Origin of the sequence: Serratia sp. TMDUHS_CL, assembly GCF_037137105.1 — a bacterium.
GTDB lineage: Bacteria > Pseudomonadota > Gammaproteobacteria > Enterobacterales > Enterobacteriaceae > Serratia > Serratia nevei.
Window position 1 is genome coordinate 636,761 of sequence record NZ_JBBBDV010000002.1, and the last position, 17,411, is coordinate 654,171.

Genomic DNA, 17,411 nt, shown 5'->3' on the forward strand with positions numbered 1-17,411 from the left:
ATCCAACATGGCTAAAGCCTCATTACTTGAACGCCAGCGGGTTCGCGCCCTGCTGGCGCTGTTGTCAGGTGCCGGCGGGACGCTGGCGTTCTCGCCCTACGACTTCTGGCCCGCGGCCATCGTCTCCCTGTTCGGCCTGCTGGCCGTTACCCTCAATCGCACCACCAAACAGTCTGCCCTGCTCGGCTTTGTCTGGGGCTTCGGGCTGTTCGGCAGCGGCATCAACTGGGTGTATGTCAGCATCGCCGATTTCGGCGGCATGCCTTTCGCCGTCAACGTCTTCCTGGTGGTGCTGCTCGCCGCTTACCTGTCGCTGTATACCGGGCTGTTCGCCGGGCTGCTGACGCGCCTGTGGCCGGCCACCCGCTGGTGGCGGCTGGCCATCGCCGCGCCGGCGCTGTGGCAGGTGACCGAATTCCTGCGCGGCTGGGTGCTGACCGGCTTCCCGTGGCTGCAGTTCGGCTATAGCCAGATCAACGGCCCGCTGAAGGGCATCGCGCCGCTGCTGGGCGTCGACGCCATCACCTTTGTGCTGATGGCCATCGCCGGCCTGCTGGTGTACGCCGTCAATCAGCGCCGCCTGTCGGCTGCGGTCATCGCTGCCGCGCTGCTGCTGTTGCCGTGGCCGCTGCGCCAGCTGCAGTGGTTTACACCGCAGCCGGAGAAAGCGGTGAACGTCGCCATGGTGCAAGGCAACATCGCCCAGTCGATGAAATGGGATCCGAAAGCGCTGGTCAGCACGCTGCAAACCTATCTGGACGAAACCCGTCCGTACGTGGGCAAGGCGCCGATCGTCATCTGGCCGGAGTCCGCCATCCCGGATTATGAAGCCAACCAGAACGGCTTCCTGACCATGATGGACGACCTGATGCGGGCGAAGAACAGCAGCCTGATCACCGGCATCGTCGACGTGCGCGCCACGCCACAGGGCCAGCAGATCTACAACAGCGCCATCGTGCTCGGCGAACCGACGCCGTACAGCTACCCGGCCAAGGATCGCTACAACAAGCACCACCTGGTGCCGTTCGGCGAGTTCGTGCCGCTGGAAACCCTGCTGCGGCCGCTGGCGCCGTTCTTCGATCTGCCGATGTCCTCCTTCAGCCGCGGCGACTACGTGCAGCCGCAGCTCAGCGTACGCGGGTACAACCTGACGGCGGCCATCTGCTACGAAATCGTCCTGGGCCAGCAGGTACGCGATAACTTCCGCCCGGACACCAACTTCCTGCTGACCATCTCCAACGATGCCTGGTTCGGCCACTCCATCGGCCCGTGGCAGCACTTCCAGATGGCGCGCATGCGGGCGCTGGAGCTCGGCCGGCCGCTGCTGCGCAGCACCAATAACGGCGTTACCGCCGCGGTGGATGCGAACGGCGAGGTGATCGCCGAGATCCCGCAGTTTACCCGTCAGGTGCTCGAAGTGAAGGTCACGCCGACCACCGGCGTCACGCCTTACGCACGCTTCGGCGCCATGCCGCTGTGGGTGATAACCCTGCTGCTGGGTGGTTGGGCGCTGATGTTGGGCCTGCGCCGCAAATAGTCCTTCTCGCCGGGGCGCGCCCGCCGCGCCCCGCGTTCTCGTCACTGTCCCCTCCTTGGTCAGAAAACGCCGTTAAATCAACGCGGCTGGCACACTCCTTGCTTTAACTATGGTGACATCGCGCGCCGATTTACTTTTGCTGACGTTTTGTCGCACCTGTGCACATTTTGGGTGCATTGAGCGCACCACGCGGGGGCGCCAGGGTTTCGTTGCATTGATTTGGTGCGCGCGGCGTCTCAAAAAATGAAACATTTTAGTTTCAAGGTATTCACAATCGGTTATTTTTTAACGGCTATCCGTTCTAAGACTATCTTTATAACTTGAGCAATAAATAGTCGATTTAACCTGACGCTCTTTAGTCAGAGCCACCACAACAGCAAAGGAGTTGGACCATGCAAATGCGTAAATTGGCGTTATCGTTACTGCTGCTCGGTATGGCAGGTAGCGTGGCGCATGCGGAAGACCTGTCCGGTACGCTGAAGAAAATCAAAGACAACGGCGTGATCGTTGTCGGCCACCGCGAATCGTCAGTGCCCTTTTCCTACTACGACAACCAACAAAAAGTTGTGGGCTACTCTCAGGACTACTCCAACCAAATCGTTGAAGCTGTTAAGAAAAAACTTAATGCACCGAATCTGCAGGTGAAAATGCTGCCGATTACCTCGCAGAACCGCATCCCGCTGCTGCAAAACGGCACCTATGACTTCGAGTGCGGCTCCACCACCAATAACCTCGAGCGCCAAAAGCAGGCCGCCTTCTCCGACACCATTTTCGTGGTCGGCACCCGTCTGCTGGTGAAAAAAGGCTCCGACATCAAAGACTTTAAAGACCTGGCCGGTAAACCGGTGGTGGTCACCTCCGGCACCACCTCCGAAGTGCTGCTGAACAAGCTGAACGACAGCGACAAAATGAACATGCGCATCATCAGCGCCAAAGACCACGGTGACTCCTTCCGCACCCTGGAAAGCGGCCGCGCGGTGGCCTTCATGATGGACGATGCCCTGCTGGCGGGCGAGCGCGCCAAGGCCAAGAAGCCGGATCAGTGGGAAATCATCGGCACGCCGCAGTCGAAAGAAGCCTACGGCTGCATGCTGCGCAAAGACGATCCTGAGTTCAAAAAGCTGGTCGATGACACCATCGCCCAGGCGCAAACCTCCGGTGAAGCGGCCAAGTGGTTTGACAAATGGTTCAAGCAGCCTATTCCACCGAAAAACCTCAACATGAACTTCGAACTCTCGGACGACATGAAGCAGCTGTTCAAAGAGCCTAACGACAAAGCGTTGAACTAAATAGAACAAGAGCCGGGGCGGCCGCAGGCCAAACCGGCCCAGTTGATGACTGGGACAGACAGGTATGAGGGGGGCCGTTCCCCTCCCTCATTTTCCCCAACGCGCATCACCGATCTCCGCACACAACAAGCCAGCCAGACTGGCCGCACGGCGATCGGCGCTCATCAAGTCATCAATCTTCGGCGCCCTGCGCCCGTTTACCGGAGTTTGTTATGTCAATAGATTGGAACTGGGGTATCTTCCTGCAGCAGGCCCCGTTTGGGAACACCACTTACCTCGGCTGGATTTGGTCCGGCTTTCAGGTCACGGTGGCCCTCTCCGTCTGTGCATGGATTATCGCTTTCTTCGTCGGTTCGCTGTTCGGTATCTTGCGTACCGTGCCCAACCGCTTTCTTTCCGCCCTCGGCACCTGTTACGTCGAACTGTTCCGCAACGTGCCGCTGATCGTGCAATTCTTTACCTGGTATCTGGTGATCCCCGAGCTGTTGCCGGCCAATATCGGCACCTGGTTTAAAAGCGAGCTGGATCCCAACGTGCAGTTCTTCGTCTCCTCCATGCTCTGCCTGGGGCTGTTTACCGCCGCCCGCGTATGCGAGCAGGTGCGCGCCGCCATTCAGTCCCTGCCGCGCGGCCAGAAAGCCGCCGGGCTGGCGATGGGCCTGACGCTGCCGCAAACCTACCGCTACGTGCTGCTGCCGAACGCCTACCGGGTGATCGTGCCGCCGATGACCTCGGAAATGCTCAACCTGGTCAAAAACTCCGCCATCGCCTCCACCATCGGGCTGGTGGACATGGCCGCGCAGGCCGGCAAGCTGTTGGATTACTCCGCACACGCCTATGAATCCTTTACCGCCATCACGCTGGCTTATATCGGCATCAACGCCGTTATCATGCTGTTTATGCGTCTGGTCGAAAAGAAAGTGCAGTTGCCTGGCAACCTGGGGAGTAAATAATGTACGAATTTGACTGGGCGTCGATCGTCCCAAGCTTCCCTTATTTGCTGCAGGGCATGGTGATCACGCTGAAGATCACCGTGACCGCCATCGTGGTCGGCATTCTGTGGGGTACCGTGCTGGCGGTGATGCGTTTGTCGCCGTTCAAACCGATCAGCTGGTTCGCCACCCTGTACGTCAACCTGTTCCGCTCGGTGCCGCTGGTGATGGTGCTGCTGTGGTTCTATCTGGTGGTTCCAAGCTTATTACAACAGGTTCTAGGGTTATCGCCGAAAACCGATATTCGCCTGATCTCGGCTATGGTAGCCTTTTCCCTGTTTGAAGCGGCCTATTACTCGGAAATCATCCGCGCCGGCATTATCAGCATCTCGCGCGGCCAATCCTCCGCCGCGCTGGCGCTGGGCATGACCCATTGGCAATCCATGCGGCTGGTGATCCTGCCGCAGGCGTTTCGCGCCATGGTGCCGCTGCTGCTGACCCAGGGCATCGTACTGTTCCAGGATACCTCGCTGGTTTACGTACTGAGCCTGGCCGACTTCTTCCGCACCGCGTCGACCATCGGCGAACGCGACGGCACCCAGGTTGAAATGATCCTGTTCGCCGGCTTTGTCTATTTTGTTATCAGCCTCGCCGCCTCGGCGCTGGTAAGCTATTTGAAGAAAAGGACTGTTTGATGATATCCCTGAAAAATGTTTCTAAGTGGTACGGTCACTTTCAGGTGTTGACCGATTGCACCACCGAAGTGAAAAAAGGCGAAGTGGTCGTCGTCTGCGGTCCTTCAGGTTCCGGCAAGTCCACCCTGATCAAAACCGTCAACGGCCTCGAGCCGATCCAGCAGGGCGACATCCTGGTGAACGGCACGCCGGTCAACGACAAGAAAACCAACCTGGCGCAGCTGCGTGCCAAGGTCGGCATGGTGTTCCAACACTTCGAGCTGTTCCCGCACCTGTCTATCATCGACAACCTGACGCTGGCGCAGGTGAAAGTGCTCAAGCGCGACAAGACCGCCTCGCGCGAGAAGGGCCTGAAGCTGCTGGAGCGCGTCGGCCTCTCCGCCCATGCCAACAAGTTCCCCGGTCAGCTGTCCGGCGGCCAGCAGCAGCGCGTCGCCATCGCCCGCGCGCTGTGCATGGATCCTATCGCCATGCTGTTCGATGAACCGACCTCGGCGCTCGATCCGGAAATGATCAACGAAGTGCTGGACGTCATGGTCGAACTGGCGAACGAAGGCATGACCATGATGGTGGTGACCCACGAAATGGGCTTCGCCCGTAAGGTGGCGAATCGGGTGATCTTTATGGACGAAGGCAAAATCGTCGAAGACCGCAACAAAGACGATTTCTTCAACAACCCCGAGTCCGAGCGCGCCAAGGACTTCCTGGCCAAGATCCTGCACTGATCGCGCAGTCCCCTAAACCCAAGCGCCCCAAGGGGCGCTTGTTTTTCGGCGCCCATGCGCCTGAATGCCTCTCATTGCCGCCTCAACAAAGTTAGGATTTATCTTAAACTCCCCGTCGCGATGACCGTAAATAACGCGCGATCCTGCAGGCTGTCCTACCTTTGATGATTAACTCACCCACCAGAGAGGCTGGCATGATTCAACTGGTACAAGCGGAGTACAGCATCAAATCCGGTTATCCGATTGTTCGACGCACGTTGGAAGATAAAAAGAAACTGATTGAAAAACCGGGTTTCGGGCCTGAGTCCTGTTGCGCCACCATCGAATACCAGCTGCGCGGCAGCACTCGCTATGCCTTTGGCAATAGCCAGATGAAAATGGAGATGCCGCCGGATATCTACACCCATAACTGGGTCAAGCTACATGCCGAAATGGCCGCGCTGGTTGCGGCGATAAGGCGCATCGAACGCTTTGACGCCGATAAGGAGCAGGTGCCGATCACCAACGTGTATATCGAGCTGCGCCCCTGCGAGGCCAACTGCATGCAGGCACTGCAAAATATCTTGCCCGACGGCACTACCGTCTATTACTCCTTCTTGCACCCAACCGAGGTGGAAGAATGGAAACGCAGCGCTCATGAACTCTGCGGTGTCTGAACGCCTTATCCCGTCGCGCAAACGCCCGGCACTAAAAGCGCTTGTTTCTCCCCGGTTTTGATCCGATGCTCGCTGGATAACAAACAGAGGAGAAAGAACATGCCCCGCCCTATTATCATCGATTGCGATCCCGGCCTCGACGACGCCATCGCGCTGGCTATGGCGCTGCGTTCGCCGGAGCTGGACGTCAAAGCCATCACCACCTCCGCCGGCAACCAGACGCCGGAGAAAACCCTGCATAACGCGCTGGGTCTGTTGACCCTGATGCAGCGCGAGGACATACCGGTCGCCGCCGGTGCCGGCGGCCCGCTAATGCGCGAACTGGTGATCGCCGACTATGTCCACGGCAAAACCGGCATGGGCAACACCCACCTGCCGACGCCGACAATCAAGCCCGATCCCCGCGGCGCCGTCGAGCTGATCGCCGACCTGCTGCGCGCCAGCCCGCAGCCGATAACCCTGGTGGTGACCGGCCCAATGACCAACATCGCTCTGCTGTTGGCCCAGCATGCCGAGCTGAAAAACCGCATCGAGCGCATCGTATTTATGGGCGGCGGCATGAACGCCGGCAATACCACGCCGGTCGCGGAGTTCAACATCTTCGTCGATCCCGAAGCCGCCGAAATGGTGCTGAAATCCGGCGTGCCGCTGACCATGGCCGGGCTGAACGTCACCCATCAGGCGCTGGTGTTGCCGCAGGATATCGAGCGCATTCGCCAGATAGACAATCCGGTCGCGCAAGCGGTCGCGGAGATGCTCGATTTTTACCTGCCGCTGTACATCAGCCATCCGCGCGGCCTGCCCGGCGCGGCGATGCACGATCCCTGCACCATCGCCTGGCTGCTGGCGCCGCAGCTGTTTACCGGCGTAGAGCGCTGGGTGGGGGTGGAAACCAAAGGGGAATACACCGTCGGCATGACGGTGGTGGACTATTTCCAGCAAACCGGCAACGCGGCCAACGTGGAAGTGCTGACCGGCATCAACCGCGAAGGCTTTATCGAGCTGCTGGCCGAGCGCGTAGCGCGTTATTGATCCCATCGGGGCGCGCTCGCGCCCCTCATTCAAGTTTTTTGATTTAACTCAGCGAATTTTTGCGCTATCACTGTTCCTGGCTTGCCTCTACCATGCGTTTACACCGACTGACATCGTTACCGATTAGACTTCGCCTGGAGATAAGCCCATGAGCCGCGTACTGGTCCTGAAATCAAGCATTCTGGGTGAATATTCCCAGTCTGGAAAATTAGTCGATTTTTTTGTTGAACAATGGCGTGAAACTCACCCTGAAGACACATTCACCGTGCGCGATTTGGCCAACCCGACCCTGCCGGAGCTGGATGGCGAAGTGATGGCCGGTTTTACCGCCGGCGACAAGCCGCTGACGCCGCACCAGCAAAGCACCCTGGCGCTGTCCGATGAGCTGATTGCCGAACTGAAGTCGCACGACACGCTGATCATCAGCGCCCCAATGTACAACTTCAACATCCCGACGCAGCTGAAGATCTACTTCGATCTGATCGCCCGCGCCGGCCAGACGTTCCGCTATACCTCCGCCGGCGCCGAAGGGCTGGTGACGGGCAAGAAAGCGATCGTCATCTCCAGCCGCGGCGGCATCCACGCCGACACGCCGACGGATCTGATCACGCCGTACGTGAAGCTGTTCCTGGGCTTTATCGGCATCACCGACGTTGAGTTCGTGCTGGCGGAAGGCTTCGCCTACGGCCCGGAAGCGGCAGAGAAAGCCGCCCAGGACAGCCGCATCGCGGTCGCGCAGAAAATCCCGGCTGGCGTTGCCATAGCGGCCAGCGCACCGGCGCAGGCGCAAGCCGCCCCGGCAGCCGTCAGCGGCGGTTTCCTGAGCAACCTGCTGAAGAAACTGTTCCGTTAAATGCCGGCCTTAGCGTTCCCCGCCGCAGCGGGGAACGTCATCAAGGTTCAAACGGCCGGCGCTGGAACTGGTCGTGACCGCATTTCGGGCAGAGCGGCAACACCTCCGGCGTGTAGAACGCCAGGTGGTAATGGCACTGCTCGCACACCAGATTGCCCAGCCCCACCACTTCACCGCTGTGGTAAACGCCGTGGTGGCTGACATCCTTGAACACTTCGCGCCACTCCAGCTGGGTTTTGTCGGTGATATCCGCCAGTTCCTGCCACAGGCTCTCTTTGATCACCCGCATAAACACGCTGTCGGTAAACTCATCCCGGCTTTCCTGATAGCTGCGGGCGAACTCTTCCAGATCGCGTCGCACCGCCTGCGTCACCTGCCGCACTTCGTCGCGGGTCAGATCTTCGGCCTCGTTCAACCGCCGCTCCGCGCTGGCCACCAGTTCGTCGATATCGCGTTCACCGTTTTTCAGGCGTTCGGTCAGCGATGCCACCAATTCGCGGTAATACTGAGCAACCTTGTTCATAGACTCTCCTCGATAAACGCTGCGCCGGACTTGGCTGTAGGGATACCCCTAAGCTACTTGTTCTTATTTTAGCCGTAAATGACTGATGTCACTTGGCAAGACGCGGGATCCGCAGGTTGTGAGCCGCGTCATGGCGGCGTTTTTTTTAAATGCGCCGAGTCAGGCGCTTGGAGTTGTTGCCGGGAGGTCTTATCAGCTATGCTATGCGGATCTACGAATACTAAATGTTCATTGCGTTGCCTCTGACCGGGGCAACGGTTTACACCTACAGGACCACCGGCCGCCATGCAAGAGCAATACCGTCCAGAAGACATAGAATCGAACGTACAGCTTCACTGGCAAGAGAAGCAGACTTTCAAAGTTACCGAAGACGACAGCAAGGAAAAGTACTACTGCCTATCCATGCTGCCTTACCCGTCCGGCCGACTGCACATGGGCCACGTTCGTAACTACACTATCGGCGACGTGATCTCGCGCTATCAGCGCATGCTGGGCAAAAACGTACTGCAGCCGATCGGCTGGGATGCGTTCGGCCTGCCGGCGGAAGGCGCGGCGGTGAAAAACAACACCGCACCAGCCCCGTGGACCTACGACAACATCGAATACATGAAGAACCAGCTGAAACTGCTGGGCTTCGGCTACGACTGGGATCGCGAAATCGCCACCTGCCAGCCGGAATACTACCGCTGGGAACAGTGGTTCTTCACCAAGCTGTATGAAAAAGGCCTGGTCTACAAGAAGACCTCGGCGGTGAACTGGTGCCCGCACGATCTGACCGTGCTGGCCAACGAACAGGTTATCGACGGCTGCTGCTGGCGCTGCGACACCAAGGTCGAGCGTAAAGAGATCCCGCAGTGGTTCATCAAAATCACCGCCTACGCCGATCAGCTGCTGAACGATCTGGACACGCTTGAAAGCTGGCCAGAGCAGGTGAAAACCATGCAGCGCAACTGGATTGGCCGCTCCGAAGGCGTGGAAATCACCTTCGACGTGGCGGACAGCGAAGAGAAGCTGACGGTTTACACTACCCGTCCCGACACCTTCATGGGCGCTACCTACGTGGCGGTCGCCGCGGGCCACCCGCTGGCGCAACAGGGCGCGCGCAATAACCCGGCGCTGACCGACTTCATCGACGAATGCCGCAACACCAAAGTTGCCGAAGCCGAAATGGCGACGATGGAGAAGAAAGGCATGCCGACCGGCCTGTTCGTTGTCCACCCGTTGAGCGGCGAGAAGCTGCCGGTGTGGGTCGCCAACTTCGTGCTGATGGAATACGGCACCGGCGCCGTGATGGCGGTACCGGCGCACGACCAGCGCGACTGGGAATTCGCCACCAAATACGATTTGCCGATCAAACCGGTGATCCTGAACCTCGACGGCAGCCGACCTGACGTGAGCGCCGAAGCGATGACCGACAAAGGCGCGCTGTTCAACTCCGGCGAATTCGACGGCCTGGACAACGAAGCGGGCTTCAACGCCATCGCCGACAAACTGGTCGCCAAGGGCGTAGGCCAGCGCAAGGTCAACTACCGCCTGCGCGATTGGGGCGTCTCCCGTCAGCGTTACTGGGGCGCGCCAATCCCGATGGTGACGCTGGAAGACGGCACCGTGATGCCGACGCCTGAAGATCAGCTGCCGGTGATCCTGCCGGAAGACGTGGTTATGGACGGCATCACCAGCCCGATCAAGGCCGATCCTGAGTGGGCGAAGACCACCGTCGACGGCCAACCTGCGCTGCGTGAAACCGACACCTTCGACACCTTTATGGAGTCTTCCTGGTACTACGCGCGCTACACCTGCCCGCAGTATGATCAGGGTATGCTGGATCCGGCCGCCGCCAACTACTGGCTGCCGGTCGATCAATATATCGGCGGTATCGAACACGCCATCATGCACCTGATGTACTTCCGCTTCTTCCACAAGCTGATGCGCGATGCAGGCCTGGTGGATTCCGACGAGCCGGCCAAGCGTCTGCTGTGTCAGGGCATGGTGCTGGCCGACGCCTTCTACTACACCGGCAACAGCGGCGAGCGCGTCTGGGTATCTCCGGTTGACGCCACCGTCGAACGTGACGACAAGGGCCGCATCATCAAGGCCACCGATCCGCAAGGCCGTGAACTGGTCTATGCTGGCATGAGCAAAATGTCGAAGTCGAAGAACAACGGCATCGACCCACAGGAAATGGTGGAAAAATACGGCGCGGACACCGTGCGTCTGTTCATGATGTTCGCTTCACCGGCAGAAATGACGCTGGAGTGGCAGGAATCCGGCGTGGAAGGGGCTAACCGCTTCCTGAAACGCGTGTGGAAACTGGCCTACGATCACGTGGAAAAAGGCGCGGTACAGCCGCTCGACGTAGCGGCGCTGAACGAAGATCAGAAAGCACTGCGCCGCGATCTGCACAAAACCATCGCCAAGGTAACCGACGATATCGGCCGCCGTCAGACCTTTAACACCGCGATCGCCGCCGTGATGGAGCTGATGAACAAGCTGGCCCGCGCGCCGCAGGAGAGCGAGCAGGATCGCGCACTGCTGCAGGAAGCGCTGCTGGCCGTGGTTCGCATGCTGTACCCGTTCACCCCGCACGTGTGCTTCACCCTGTGGCAGGCGCTGGGCGGCGAAGGCGACGTGGACACCGCGCCATGGCCGGTTGCCGACGAACAGGCGATGGTCGAAGACTCCAAGCTGGTGGTGGTGCAGGTGAACGGCAAGGTTCGCGCTAAAATCACCGTATCTGCCGATGCGACCGAAGAGCAGGTGCGCGCGCGCGCTGCCGAAGAGCATCTGGTGGCTAAATATCTGGACGGCGTCACGATTCGCAAAGTGATCTACGTTCCGGGCAAACTGCTTAACCTGGTTGTGGGTTAACACAAGGAGGAGTTGTGCGACAACGTATTCTGACGCTGTTGCTGGGGTTGGCGGTGCTGGTCACCGCCGGCTGCGGTTTTCACCTGCGTGGCACCACGCAGGTGCCGAATGAAATGAAAACGCTGATCCTGGACAGTTCGGATCCTTACGGCCCGTTGACGCGCGCGGTGCGTGAGCAGCTGCGTCTTAACGAAGTGACTATCGTCAGCGATCCGAAACGTAAAGACGTGCCTTCCCTGCGCATCGTCGGCGCAACGGAAAGCCAGGATACCGCTTCTATCTTCCAGGACGGTAAAACCGCCGAGTACCAGCTGGTGCTGACCGTGCAGGCGCAAGTGCTGATCCCGGGCCATGACCTGTATCCGCTGTCGGTGAAAGTGTTCCGTTCCTTCTTCGATAACCCGCTGACCGCGCTGGCCAAGGACTCCGAACAGGAGATCATTCGCCAGGAAATGCGTGAGCAGGCGGCGCAACAGCTGGTGCGCAAACTGCTGACCGTGCATGCGGCGGAAGAAGAGAACCGGCAGAAAGCCGCTGCCGCCGGCGAACGAGCGGCAAGCCAAACCGCACAATGATCCGCATTTATCCGGAACAACTTGCCGCGCAGCTCCGAGAGGGGCTGCGCGCTTGTTATTTATTGAGCGGCAATGAACCGCTGTTGCTGCAGGAAAGCCAGGATTTGCTCCGGCAGGCCGCGCAACAGCAGCAGTTCAGTGAGCACTACAGCATTTCCCTTGACGCCCATACCGACTGGGACGCCATCTTCGGCATCTGCCAGGCGATGAGCCTGTTCGCCAGTCGCCAGACGCTGCTGCTGATCTTCCCGGAAAACGGCCCGACGGCGCCGATCGGCGAACAGCTGACCAAACTCGCCACGCTGCTGCACGAGGATATTCTGCTGATCCTGCGCGGCCCGCGCCTCACCAAAGCGCAGGAAAACAGCGCCTGGTTCAAGGCGCTCAGCCCGCACGGTGCCCTCGTCAGTTGCCAGACGCCGGAACAGGCGCAACTGCCGCGCTGGGTCGCCACGCGCGCCAAGGCGATGAAGCTGGAGCTGGACGATGCCGCCAATCAGCTGCTGTGCTACTGCTACGAAGGCAACCTGCTGGCGCTGTCGCAGGCGCTGGAGCGGCTGTCGCTGCTGCACCCGGACGGCAAGCTCACGCTGCCGCGCGTCGAACAGGCGGTGAACGACGCCGCCCACTTCACGCCGTTCCACTGGCTGGATGCCCTGCTGGCCGGCAAAAGCAAGCGCGCCTGGCATATCTTGCAGCAGCTGCAGCAAGAGGACGTGGAGCCGGTGATCCTGCTGCGCACTCTGCAGCGCGAACTGCTGCTGCTGCTGACGCTGCAGCGCCGCATGGCTTCCGCGCCGCTGCGCACGCTGTTCGATCAGCACAAGGTCTGGCAGAATCGCCGCCCGCTGGTGACCCAGGCGTTGCAACGCCTGTCCGGCCCCCAGCTACAGCAGGCGGTACAGCTGCTGACGCAAATCGAGCTGACCCTCAAGCAGGACTATGGCCAGTCGGTCTGGCCGGAACTGGAAACCCTGTCGATGCTGCTGTGCGGCAAACCCCTGGCCACGAGTTTTAGCGATGCCCACTAATCCGGAACACCCCACCGTTTTGCACGCGCTGTTCGGCGGCACCTTTGACCCGATCCACTACGGCCACCTGCGGCCGGTCGAAGCGTTGGCCGCCGAAGTGGGCCTGAATCGCGTCACGCTGCTGCCTAACCACGTGCCGCCGCACCGCCCGCAGCCGGAGGCCAATGCGCAGCAGCGCCTGAAGATGGTGGAGCTGGCGATCGCCGGCAACCCGCTGTTTGCGGTCGACGATCGCGAACTGCACCGCACTACTCCCTCCTACACCATCGAGACGTTGGAAACGATTCGTAAAGAGCGTGGCGCCGCCCAGCCGCTGGCGTTTATTATTGGCCAGGACTCGCTGCTGACGCTGCATAAGTGGCACCGCTGGCAGGCGCTATTAGACGTCTGCCATCTGCTGGTGCTGGCGCGCCCGGGCTATAACGATCGCATGGACACGCCGGAGCTGCAGCAGTGGCTGGAACGCCATCGCACCGCCGACCCGGCGCTGCTCAGCCGTCGCCCACACGGCCATATCTATTTGGCCGATACGCCGGAGCTGGAAATTTCCGCCACCGAGATCCGCCAGCGCCGCCATCAGGGCCTCAACTGCGACGACCTGCTGCCACGCCCGGTGCAGCGCTACATCGAGTTGCAGGGTTTATATCACTAGCGAAAGGTGCGTGATATACTGCGCCGCTATTTTTCAGGTATCCGCTGAAAACCCCGGAAACCTTAGCTGGCCGGGCAGTCACCAGTTAGCTGGCTTTCAGCGGCAGCCTGCCGAAACCATTATCCGGTTACGCCGCGGCGCGCGCATTTTGCCCGCCGCAGCCGACTGAACAGAACACACCCGAGGGGGAACCTTTGCAAGGTAAAGCGCTCCAAGATTTCGTCATCGATAAAATCGATGACCTGAAAGGCCAAGACATTATCGCTCTGGACGTCCAGGGCAAATCCAGCATCACCGATTGCATGATCATCTGCACCGGCACCTCGACTCGCCACGTAATGTCGATCGCCAGCCACGTGGTGCAGGAATCCCGTGCTGCAGGCATGGAGCTGTACGGCATGAAAGGCCAGGAAGCCTCCGACTGGATCGTGGTCGATCTGGGCGAAGTGATCGTGCACGTGATGCAGGAAGAGAGCCGTCGCCTGTACGAGCTGGAAAAACTCTGGAGCTAAGCGGTGAAACTGCAATTGGTGGCGGTCGGCACCAAAATGCCAGACTGGGTGCAAACCGGCTTTATGGATTACCTGCACCGCTTTCCCAAAGATATGCCGTTTGAGCTGACCGAGATCCCGGCGGGCAAACGCGGCAAAAACGCCGACATCAAGCGCATTCTGGACAAAGAAGGCGAACAGATGCTGGCGGCGGTGGGCAAAGGCAACCGCATCGTTACGCTGGATATCCCAGGCACGCCGTGGGAAACGCCGCAGCTGGCGCAGCAGCTTGAGCGCTGGAAGCAGGATGGCCGTAACGTCAGCTTGCTGATCGGCGGCCCGGAAGGGTTGGCGCCCGCCTGCAAAGCCGCTGCCGAGCAGAGCTGGTCACTTTCTCCGTTGACATTGCCGCATCCTTTGGTGCGCGTCCTGGTGGCCGAAAGCCTCTACCGCGCCTGGAGTATTACTACAAATCATCCTTACCACCGGGAATAGCCGGTGGTGACCGTGACAGAGTGAAATAAAGCAGCGGGATGAAAATAGAACGTAACCCTTTTCGCGACTATACGGCTGAATCCGCCCTGTTTGTACGCCGCGCCCTGGTGGCGTTCTTGGTCATCCTGGTGCTGTCCGGCATCCTGATCGCCAACCTGTATAATCTGCAAGTGGTCCGCGTCGAGGATTACCGCACCCGCTCCAACGAAAACCGCATCAAGCTGGTGCCTATCGCGCCCAGCCGCGGCATTATCTACGATCGCAACGGCACCCCGCTGGCACTCAACCGCACCATTTATCAGCTGGAGCTGATGCCGGAGAAGGTTGACGATCTCAAAGCCACGCTGCAGGCGCTGCGCACGGTGGTCGACCTGACCGACGACGACATCACCAATTTCGAAAAAGAGCGCAAGCGTTCGCGCCGTTTCGTCTCCATTCCGGTGAAAACCGCGCTGACCGAAGTGCAGGTCGCCCGCTTTGCGGTCAATCAGTTCCGCTTCCCCGGCGTGGAAGTGAAAGGCTACCAGCGCCGCTACTACCCTTACGGTTCCGCCCTCACCCACGTCACCGGCTACGTGTCGAAAATCAACGACCGCGACGTCGAACGCCTGGACAAAGACGGCAAGCTGGCCAACTACGCAGCGACCCACGACATTGGCAAGCTGGGCATCGAACGTTATTACGAAGACACGCTGCACGGCAAAACCGGCTACGAAGAGGTCGAGGTCAACAACCGCGGCCGGGTGATCCGCCAATTGCACGAGCAGCCGCCTTCCGCCGGTCAGGACGTCTACCTGACGCTCGATCTCAACCTGCAGCGCTATATCGAGCAGCTGCTGGTCGGCAGCCGCGCCGCGGTGGTGGTGAGCGATCCGCGCACCGGCGCCATTCTGGCGATGGTGTCCAACCCGAGTTACGATCCGAACCTGTTCGTGGACGGCATTTCCAGCAAGGACTATCAGGGGCTGCTGAACGATCCGAATCGCCCACTGATCAACCGCGCCACGCAGGGGGTTTACCCGCCCGCGTCGACGGTGAAGCCTTACATCGCGGTGTCGGCGCTCAGCGCCGGGGTGATCACCAAGAACACCGTGGTGTTCGATCCCGGCTGGTGGCAGCTGCCCGGCTCGGAAAAACGCTTCCGCGACTGGAAAAAATGGGGCCACGGCCGGCTGAACGTCACCAAGGCGCTGGAAGAGTCCGCAGATACCTATTTCTATCAGGTCGCCTATGACATGGGGATCGACCGGCTGTCGACCTGGCTGACCAAATTCGGTTACGGCCAGTACACCGGCATCGATCTGTCCGAAGAGCGCTCCGGCCTGATGCCGACGCGCGAATGGAAGCTGAAGCGCTATAAAAAGCCGTGGTATCAGGGCGACACCATTCCGGTGGGCATTGGCCAGGGTTACTGGACCGCCACGCCGATCCAGATGGCCAAGGCGCTGAACACCCTGATCAACGACGGCACCGTCAAAACGCCGCACCTGCTGCAGAGCACCCGCGTCAACGGCGCGCTGGTGCCGTTCAAACAGGAAGAAGACACGCAGATCGGCGATATTCACTCCGGCTTCTGGGAAATCGCCAAAGACGGCATGTACGGGGTGGCCAACCGTCCGAACGGGACGGCGCGCAAATACTTTGCGGACGCCCCTTACAAAGCCGCGGCGAAATCGGGTACCGCACAGGTATTCGGCTACGAAACCTACAACGCCCATAAACTGGCGGAGCACCTGCGCGATCACAAGCTGATGACCGCCTTCGCGCCGTTCAACAATCCGACGGTGTCGGTCGCCATCATTCTGGAAAACGGCGGCGCCGGTCCGGCGGTGGGCACCATCACCCGCCAGATCCTCGACCATATTCTGCTGGGCGACAACAATACGCAATTGCCAAGCGAGGCCCCACTGCCGCCTGGCGTAGAAGGTGACTAAGGTAGAACATGACTGAAAGCCAACAAAAAGGCTCGATCTGGACCAAAATCCACATCGACCCGACGTTCCTGCTGCTGATCCTGGCCCTGCTGGTCTACAGCGCCTTCGTGATGTGGAGCGCCAGCGGCCAGGACATCGGCATGATGGAGCGCAAGATCGGGCAGATCGTCATGGGGCTGATCGTGATGGCCGTCATGGCGCAAATCCCGCCGCGCGTATACGAAAGCTGGGCGCCCTATCTGTATATCTTCTGCGTGATTTTGCTGATCCTGGTGGACGCCTTCGGGCAGATCAGTAAAGGCGCGCAGCGCTGGCTGGATCTCGGCGTGGTGCGCTTCCAGCCGTCGGAAATCGCCAAGATCGCCGTGCCGCTGATGGTAGCGCGCTTTATGAACCGCGACGTCTGCCCGCCTTCGCTGAAAAACACCGCCATCGCCCTGGTGCTGATCTTCCTGCCGACGCTGCTGGTGGCCGCGCAGCCAGATCTGGGCACCTCGATCCTGATCGCCGCCTCCGGCCTGTTCGTGCTGTTCCTGTCGGGCATGAGCTGGAAACTGATCGCCGTCGCCGCCGTCGCGCTGGCGGCCTTTATCCCGGTGCTGTGGTTCTTCCTGATGCACGGTTATCAACGCGACCGCGTGATGATGCTGCTCGATCCGGAAAGCGACCCGCTCGGCGCCGGCTACCACATCATTCAGTCGAAGATTGCCATCGGCTCCGGCGGCCTGTCCGGCAAGGGCTGGCTGCACGGCACCCAGTCGCAGCTGGAGTTCCTGCCGGAACGCCATACCGACTTTATCTTCGCCGTGTTGGCCGAAGAGCTGGGGCTGATCGGGGTGTTGGTGCTGCTGGCGCTTTACCTGCTGGTGATCATTCGCGGGCTGATGATCGCCGCCAAGGCGCAAACCACCTTCGGCCGCGTGATGGTCGGCGGCTTGATGCTGATTTTGTTCGTTTATGTCTTTGTTAACATCGGTATGGTCAGTGGCATTTTGCCGGTAGTTGGCGTACCTTTGCCTCTGGTCAGTTACGGGGGTTCGGCGCTGATAGTGTTGATGGCCGGTTTCGGCATCATCATGTCGATCCACACGCATCGGAAAATGCTGTCTAAAAGTTTATAAGA

17 protein-coding genes are annotated in these 17,411 nt (G+C 60.0%); 16 read left to right on the plus strand and 1 reads right to left on the minus strand.

Translation table 11 applies throughout. The features are described from left to right. Window positions 1–7: 7 nt before the first annotated feature. From lnt to WCL58_RS06875, 8 genes are all read left to right on the plus strand, one after another. Window positions 8–1,537 carry an apolipoprotein N-acyltransferase gene (gene lnt / locus WCL58_RS06840; RefSeq protein ID WP_336850764.1) on the plus strand — a complete coding sequence of 510 codons (1,530 nt, stop codon included), beginning with the start codon at window positions 8–10 and terminating at the stop codon, window positions 1,535–1,537. Window positions 1,538–1,929: 392 nt separating this feature from the next. Further along, entirely contained in the window at window positions 1,930–2,826 is an 897-nt protein-coding gene (locus WCL58_RS06845; RefSeq protein ID WP_038877465.1) for an amino acid ABC transporter substrate-binding protein, read from the plus strand. A gap of 212 nt (window positions 2,827–3,038) precedes the next feature. Continuing rightward, window positions 3,039–3,779 (plus strand): amino acid ABC transporter permease, encoded by a 741-nt coding sequence (locus tag WCL58_RS06850; protein WP_019454074.1) that lies wholly within the window; start codon window positions 3,039–3,041, stop codon window positions 3,777–3,779. Then, entirely contained in the window at window positions 3,779–4,453 is a 675-nt protein-coding gene (gltK, locus tag WCL58_RS06855; RefSeq protein WP_004939982.1) for a glutamate/aspartate ABC transporter permease GltK, read from the plus strand. Before WCL58_RS06850 ends, gltK begins: the two co-directional genes overlap by 1 nt. Continuing rightward, complete coding sequence (locus WCL58_RS06860; RefSeq protein WP_019454076.1) at window positions 4,453–5,178, plus strand: amino acid ABC transporter ATP-binding protein; 726 nt, start codon at window positions 4,453–4,455, stop codon at window positions 5,176–5,178. The genes gltK and WCL58_RS06860 overlap by 1 nt, the downstream gene beginning before the upstream one ends. Before the next feature lie 194 nt (window positions 5,179–5,372). Continuing rightward, window positions 5,373–5,834: a hypothetical protein gene (locus WCL58_RS06865; RefSeq protein ID WP_060423582.1), complete on the plus strand. Its 462-nt coding sequence runs from the start codon at window positions 5,373–5,375 to the stop codon at window positions 5,832–5,834. Window positions 5,835–5,933: 99 nt separating this feature from the next. Next, window positions 5,934–6,866 (plus strand): pyrimidine-specific ribonucleoside hydrolase RihA, encoded by a 933-nt coding sequence (gene rihA / locus WCL58_RS06870; protein WP_197658173.1) that lies wholly within the window; start codon window positions 5,934–5,936, stop codon window positions 6,864–6,866. Between the two features lie 148 nt (window positions 6,867–7,014). Beyond that, window positions 7,015–7,719, plus strand: a complete 705-nt coding sequence (locus tag WCL58_RS06875; RefSeq protein ID WP_060423577.1) for an FMN-dependent NADH-azoreductase — start codon at window positions 7,015–7,017, stop codon at window positions 7,717–7,719. A gap of 40 nt (window positions 7,720–7,759) precedes the next feature. Here WCL58_RS06875 and WCL58_RS06880 read toward each other — a convergent pair whose 3' ends face one another. Continuing rightward, a complete protein-coding gene (locus tag WCL58_RS06880) occupies window positions 7,760–8,242 on the minus strand; it encodes a zinc ribbon-containing protein (protein ID WP_025301844.1) in 483 nt (160 codons plus the stop codon). A 285-nt stretch (window positions 8,243–8,527) separates the two neighbouring features. Here WCL58_RS06880 and leuS point away from each other — a divergent pair, with 285 nt between their 5' ends. The 8 genes from leuS to mrdB all read left to right on the plus strand — a co-directional run bounded on the left by leuS (window position 8,528) and on the right by mrdB (window position 17,409). Further along, on the plus strand, window positions 8,528–11,110 hold the full coding sequence (gene leuS, locus WCL58_RS06885) for a leucine--tRNA ligase (protein ID WP_038877455.1): 2,583 nt from the start codon (window positions 8,528–8,530) through the stop codon (window positions 11,108–11,110). Window positions 11,111–11,124: 14 nt separating this feature from the next. Continuing rightward, window positions 11,125–11,685 carry an LPS assembly lipoprotein LptE gene (lptE, locus tag WCL58_RS06890; RefSeq protein WP_126171400.1) on the plus strand — a complete coding sequence of 187 codons (561 nt, stop codon included), beginning with the start codon at window positions 11,125–11,127 and terminating at the stop codon, window positions 11,683–11,685. After that, window positions 11,682–12,716 carry a DNA polymerase III subunit delta gene (holA, locus tag WCL58_RS06895; RefSeq protein WP_055316089.1) on the plus strand — a complete coding sequence of 345 codons (1,035 nt, stop codon included), beginning with the start codon at window positions 11,682–11,684 and terminating at the stop codon, window positions 12,714–12,716. Before lptE ends, holA begins: the two co-directional genes overlap by 4 nt. Next, window positions 12,706–13,368: a nicotinate-nucleotide adenylyltransferase gene (gene nadD / locus WCL58_RS06900; RefSeq protein ID WP_336850766.1), complete on the plus strand. Its 663-nt coding sequence runs from the start codon at window positions 12,706–12,708 to the stop codon at window positions 13,366–13,368. Before holA ends, nadD begins: the two co-directional genes overlap by 11 nt. A 194-nt stretch (window positions 13,369–13,562) precedes the next feature. Next, a complete protein-coding gene (rsfS, locus tag WCL58_RS06905) occupies window positions 13,563–13,880 on the plus strand; it encodes a ribosome silencing factor (RefSeq protein ID WP_016928774.1) in 318 nt (105 codons plus the stop codon). A gap of 3 nt (window positions 13,881–13,883) precedes the next feature. Further along, window positions 13,884–14,354 (plus strand): 23S rRNA (pseudouridine(1915)-N(3))-methyltransferase RlmH, encoded by a 471-nt coding sequence (gene rlmH, locus WCL58_RS06910; RefSeq protein WP_004940002.1) that lies wholly within the window; start codon window positions 13,884–13,886, stop codon window positions 14,352–14,354. Window positions 14,355–14,392: 38 nt separating this feature from the next. Continuing rightward, window positions 14,393–16,288, plus strand: a complete 1,896-nt coding sequence (gene mrdA, locus WCL58_RS06915; protein WP_060423566.1) for a peptidoglycan DD-transpeptidase MrdA — start codon at window positions 14,393–14,395, stop codon at window positions 16,286–16,288. A gap of 8 nt (window positions 16,289–16,296) precedes the next feature. Next, window positions 16,297–17,409, plus strand: a complete 1,113-nt coding sequence (gene mrdB, locus WCL58_RS06920; RefSeq protein ID WP_004940006.1) for a peptidoglycan glycosyltransferase MrdB — start codon at window positions 16,297–16,299, stop codon at window positions 17,407–17,409. The last annotated feature ends 2 nt before the right edge of the window (window positions 17,410–17,411 follow it).

What these genes read in the sequence shown, in the direction of transcription:
- lnt (WP_336850764.1), top strand. Translation starts at nt 8, where the DNA reads ATGGCTAAAGCCTCATTACTTGAACGCCAGCGGGTTCGCGCCCTGCTG.
- WCL58_RS06845 (WP_038877465.1), top strand. Translation starts at nt 1,930, where the DNA reads ATGCAAATGCGTAAATTGGCGTTATCGTTACTGCTGCTCGGTATGGCA.
- WCL58_RS06850 (WP_019454074.1), top strand. Translation starts at nt 3,039, where the DNA reads ATGTCAATAGATTGGAACTGGGGTATCTTCCTGCAGCAGGCCCCGTTT.
- gltK (WP_004939982.1), top strand. Translation starts at nt 3,779, where the DNA reads ATGTACGAATTTGACTGGGCGTCGATCGTCCCAAGCTTCCCTTATTTG.
- WCL58_RS06860 (WP_019454076.1), top strand. Translation starts at nt 4,453, where the DNA reads ATGATATCCCTGAAAAATGTTTCTAAGTGGTACGGTCACTTTCAGGTG.
- WCL58_RS06865 (WP_060423582.1), top strand. Translation starts at nt 5,373, where the DNA reads ATGATTCAACTGGTACAAGCGGAGTACAGCATCAAATCCGGTTATCCG.
- rihA (WP_197658173.1), top strand. Translation starts at nt 5,934, where the DNA reads ATGCCCCGCCCTATTATCATCGATTGCGATCCCGGCCTCGACGACGCC.
- WCL58_RS06875 (WP_060423577.1), top strand. Translation starts at nt 7,015, where the DNA reads ATGAGCCGCGTACTGGTCCTGAAATCAAGCATTCTGGGTGAATATTCC.
- WCL58_RS06880 (WP_025301844.1), bottom strand. Translation starts at nt 8,242, where the DNA reads ATGAACAAGGTTGCTCAGTATTACCGCGAATTGGTGGCATCGCTGACC.
- leuS (WP_038877455.1), top strand. Translation starts at nt 8,528, where the DNA reads ATGCAAGAGCAATACCGTCCAGAAGACATAGAATCGAACGTACAGCTT.
- holA (WP_055316089.1), top strand. Translation starts at nt 11,682, where the DNA reads ATGATCCGCATTTATCCGGAACAACTTGCCGCGCAGCTCCGAGAGGGG.
- nadD (WP_336850766.1), top strand. Translation starts at nt 12,706, where the DNA reads ATGCCCACTAATCCGGAACACCCCACCGTTTTGCACGCGCTGTTCGGC.
- mrdA (WP_060423566.1), top strand. Translation starts at nt 14,393, where the DNA reads ATGAAAATAGAACGTAACCCTTTTCGCGACTATACGGCTGAATCCGCC.
- mrdB (WP_004940006.1), top strand. Translation starts at nt 16,297, where the DNA reads ATGACTGAAAGCCAACAAAAAGGCTCGATCTGGACCAAAATCCACATC.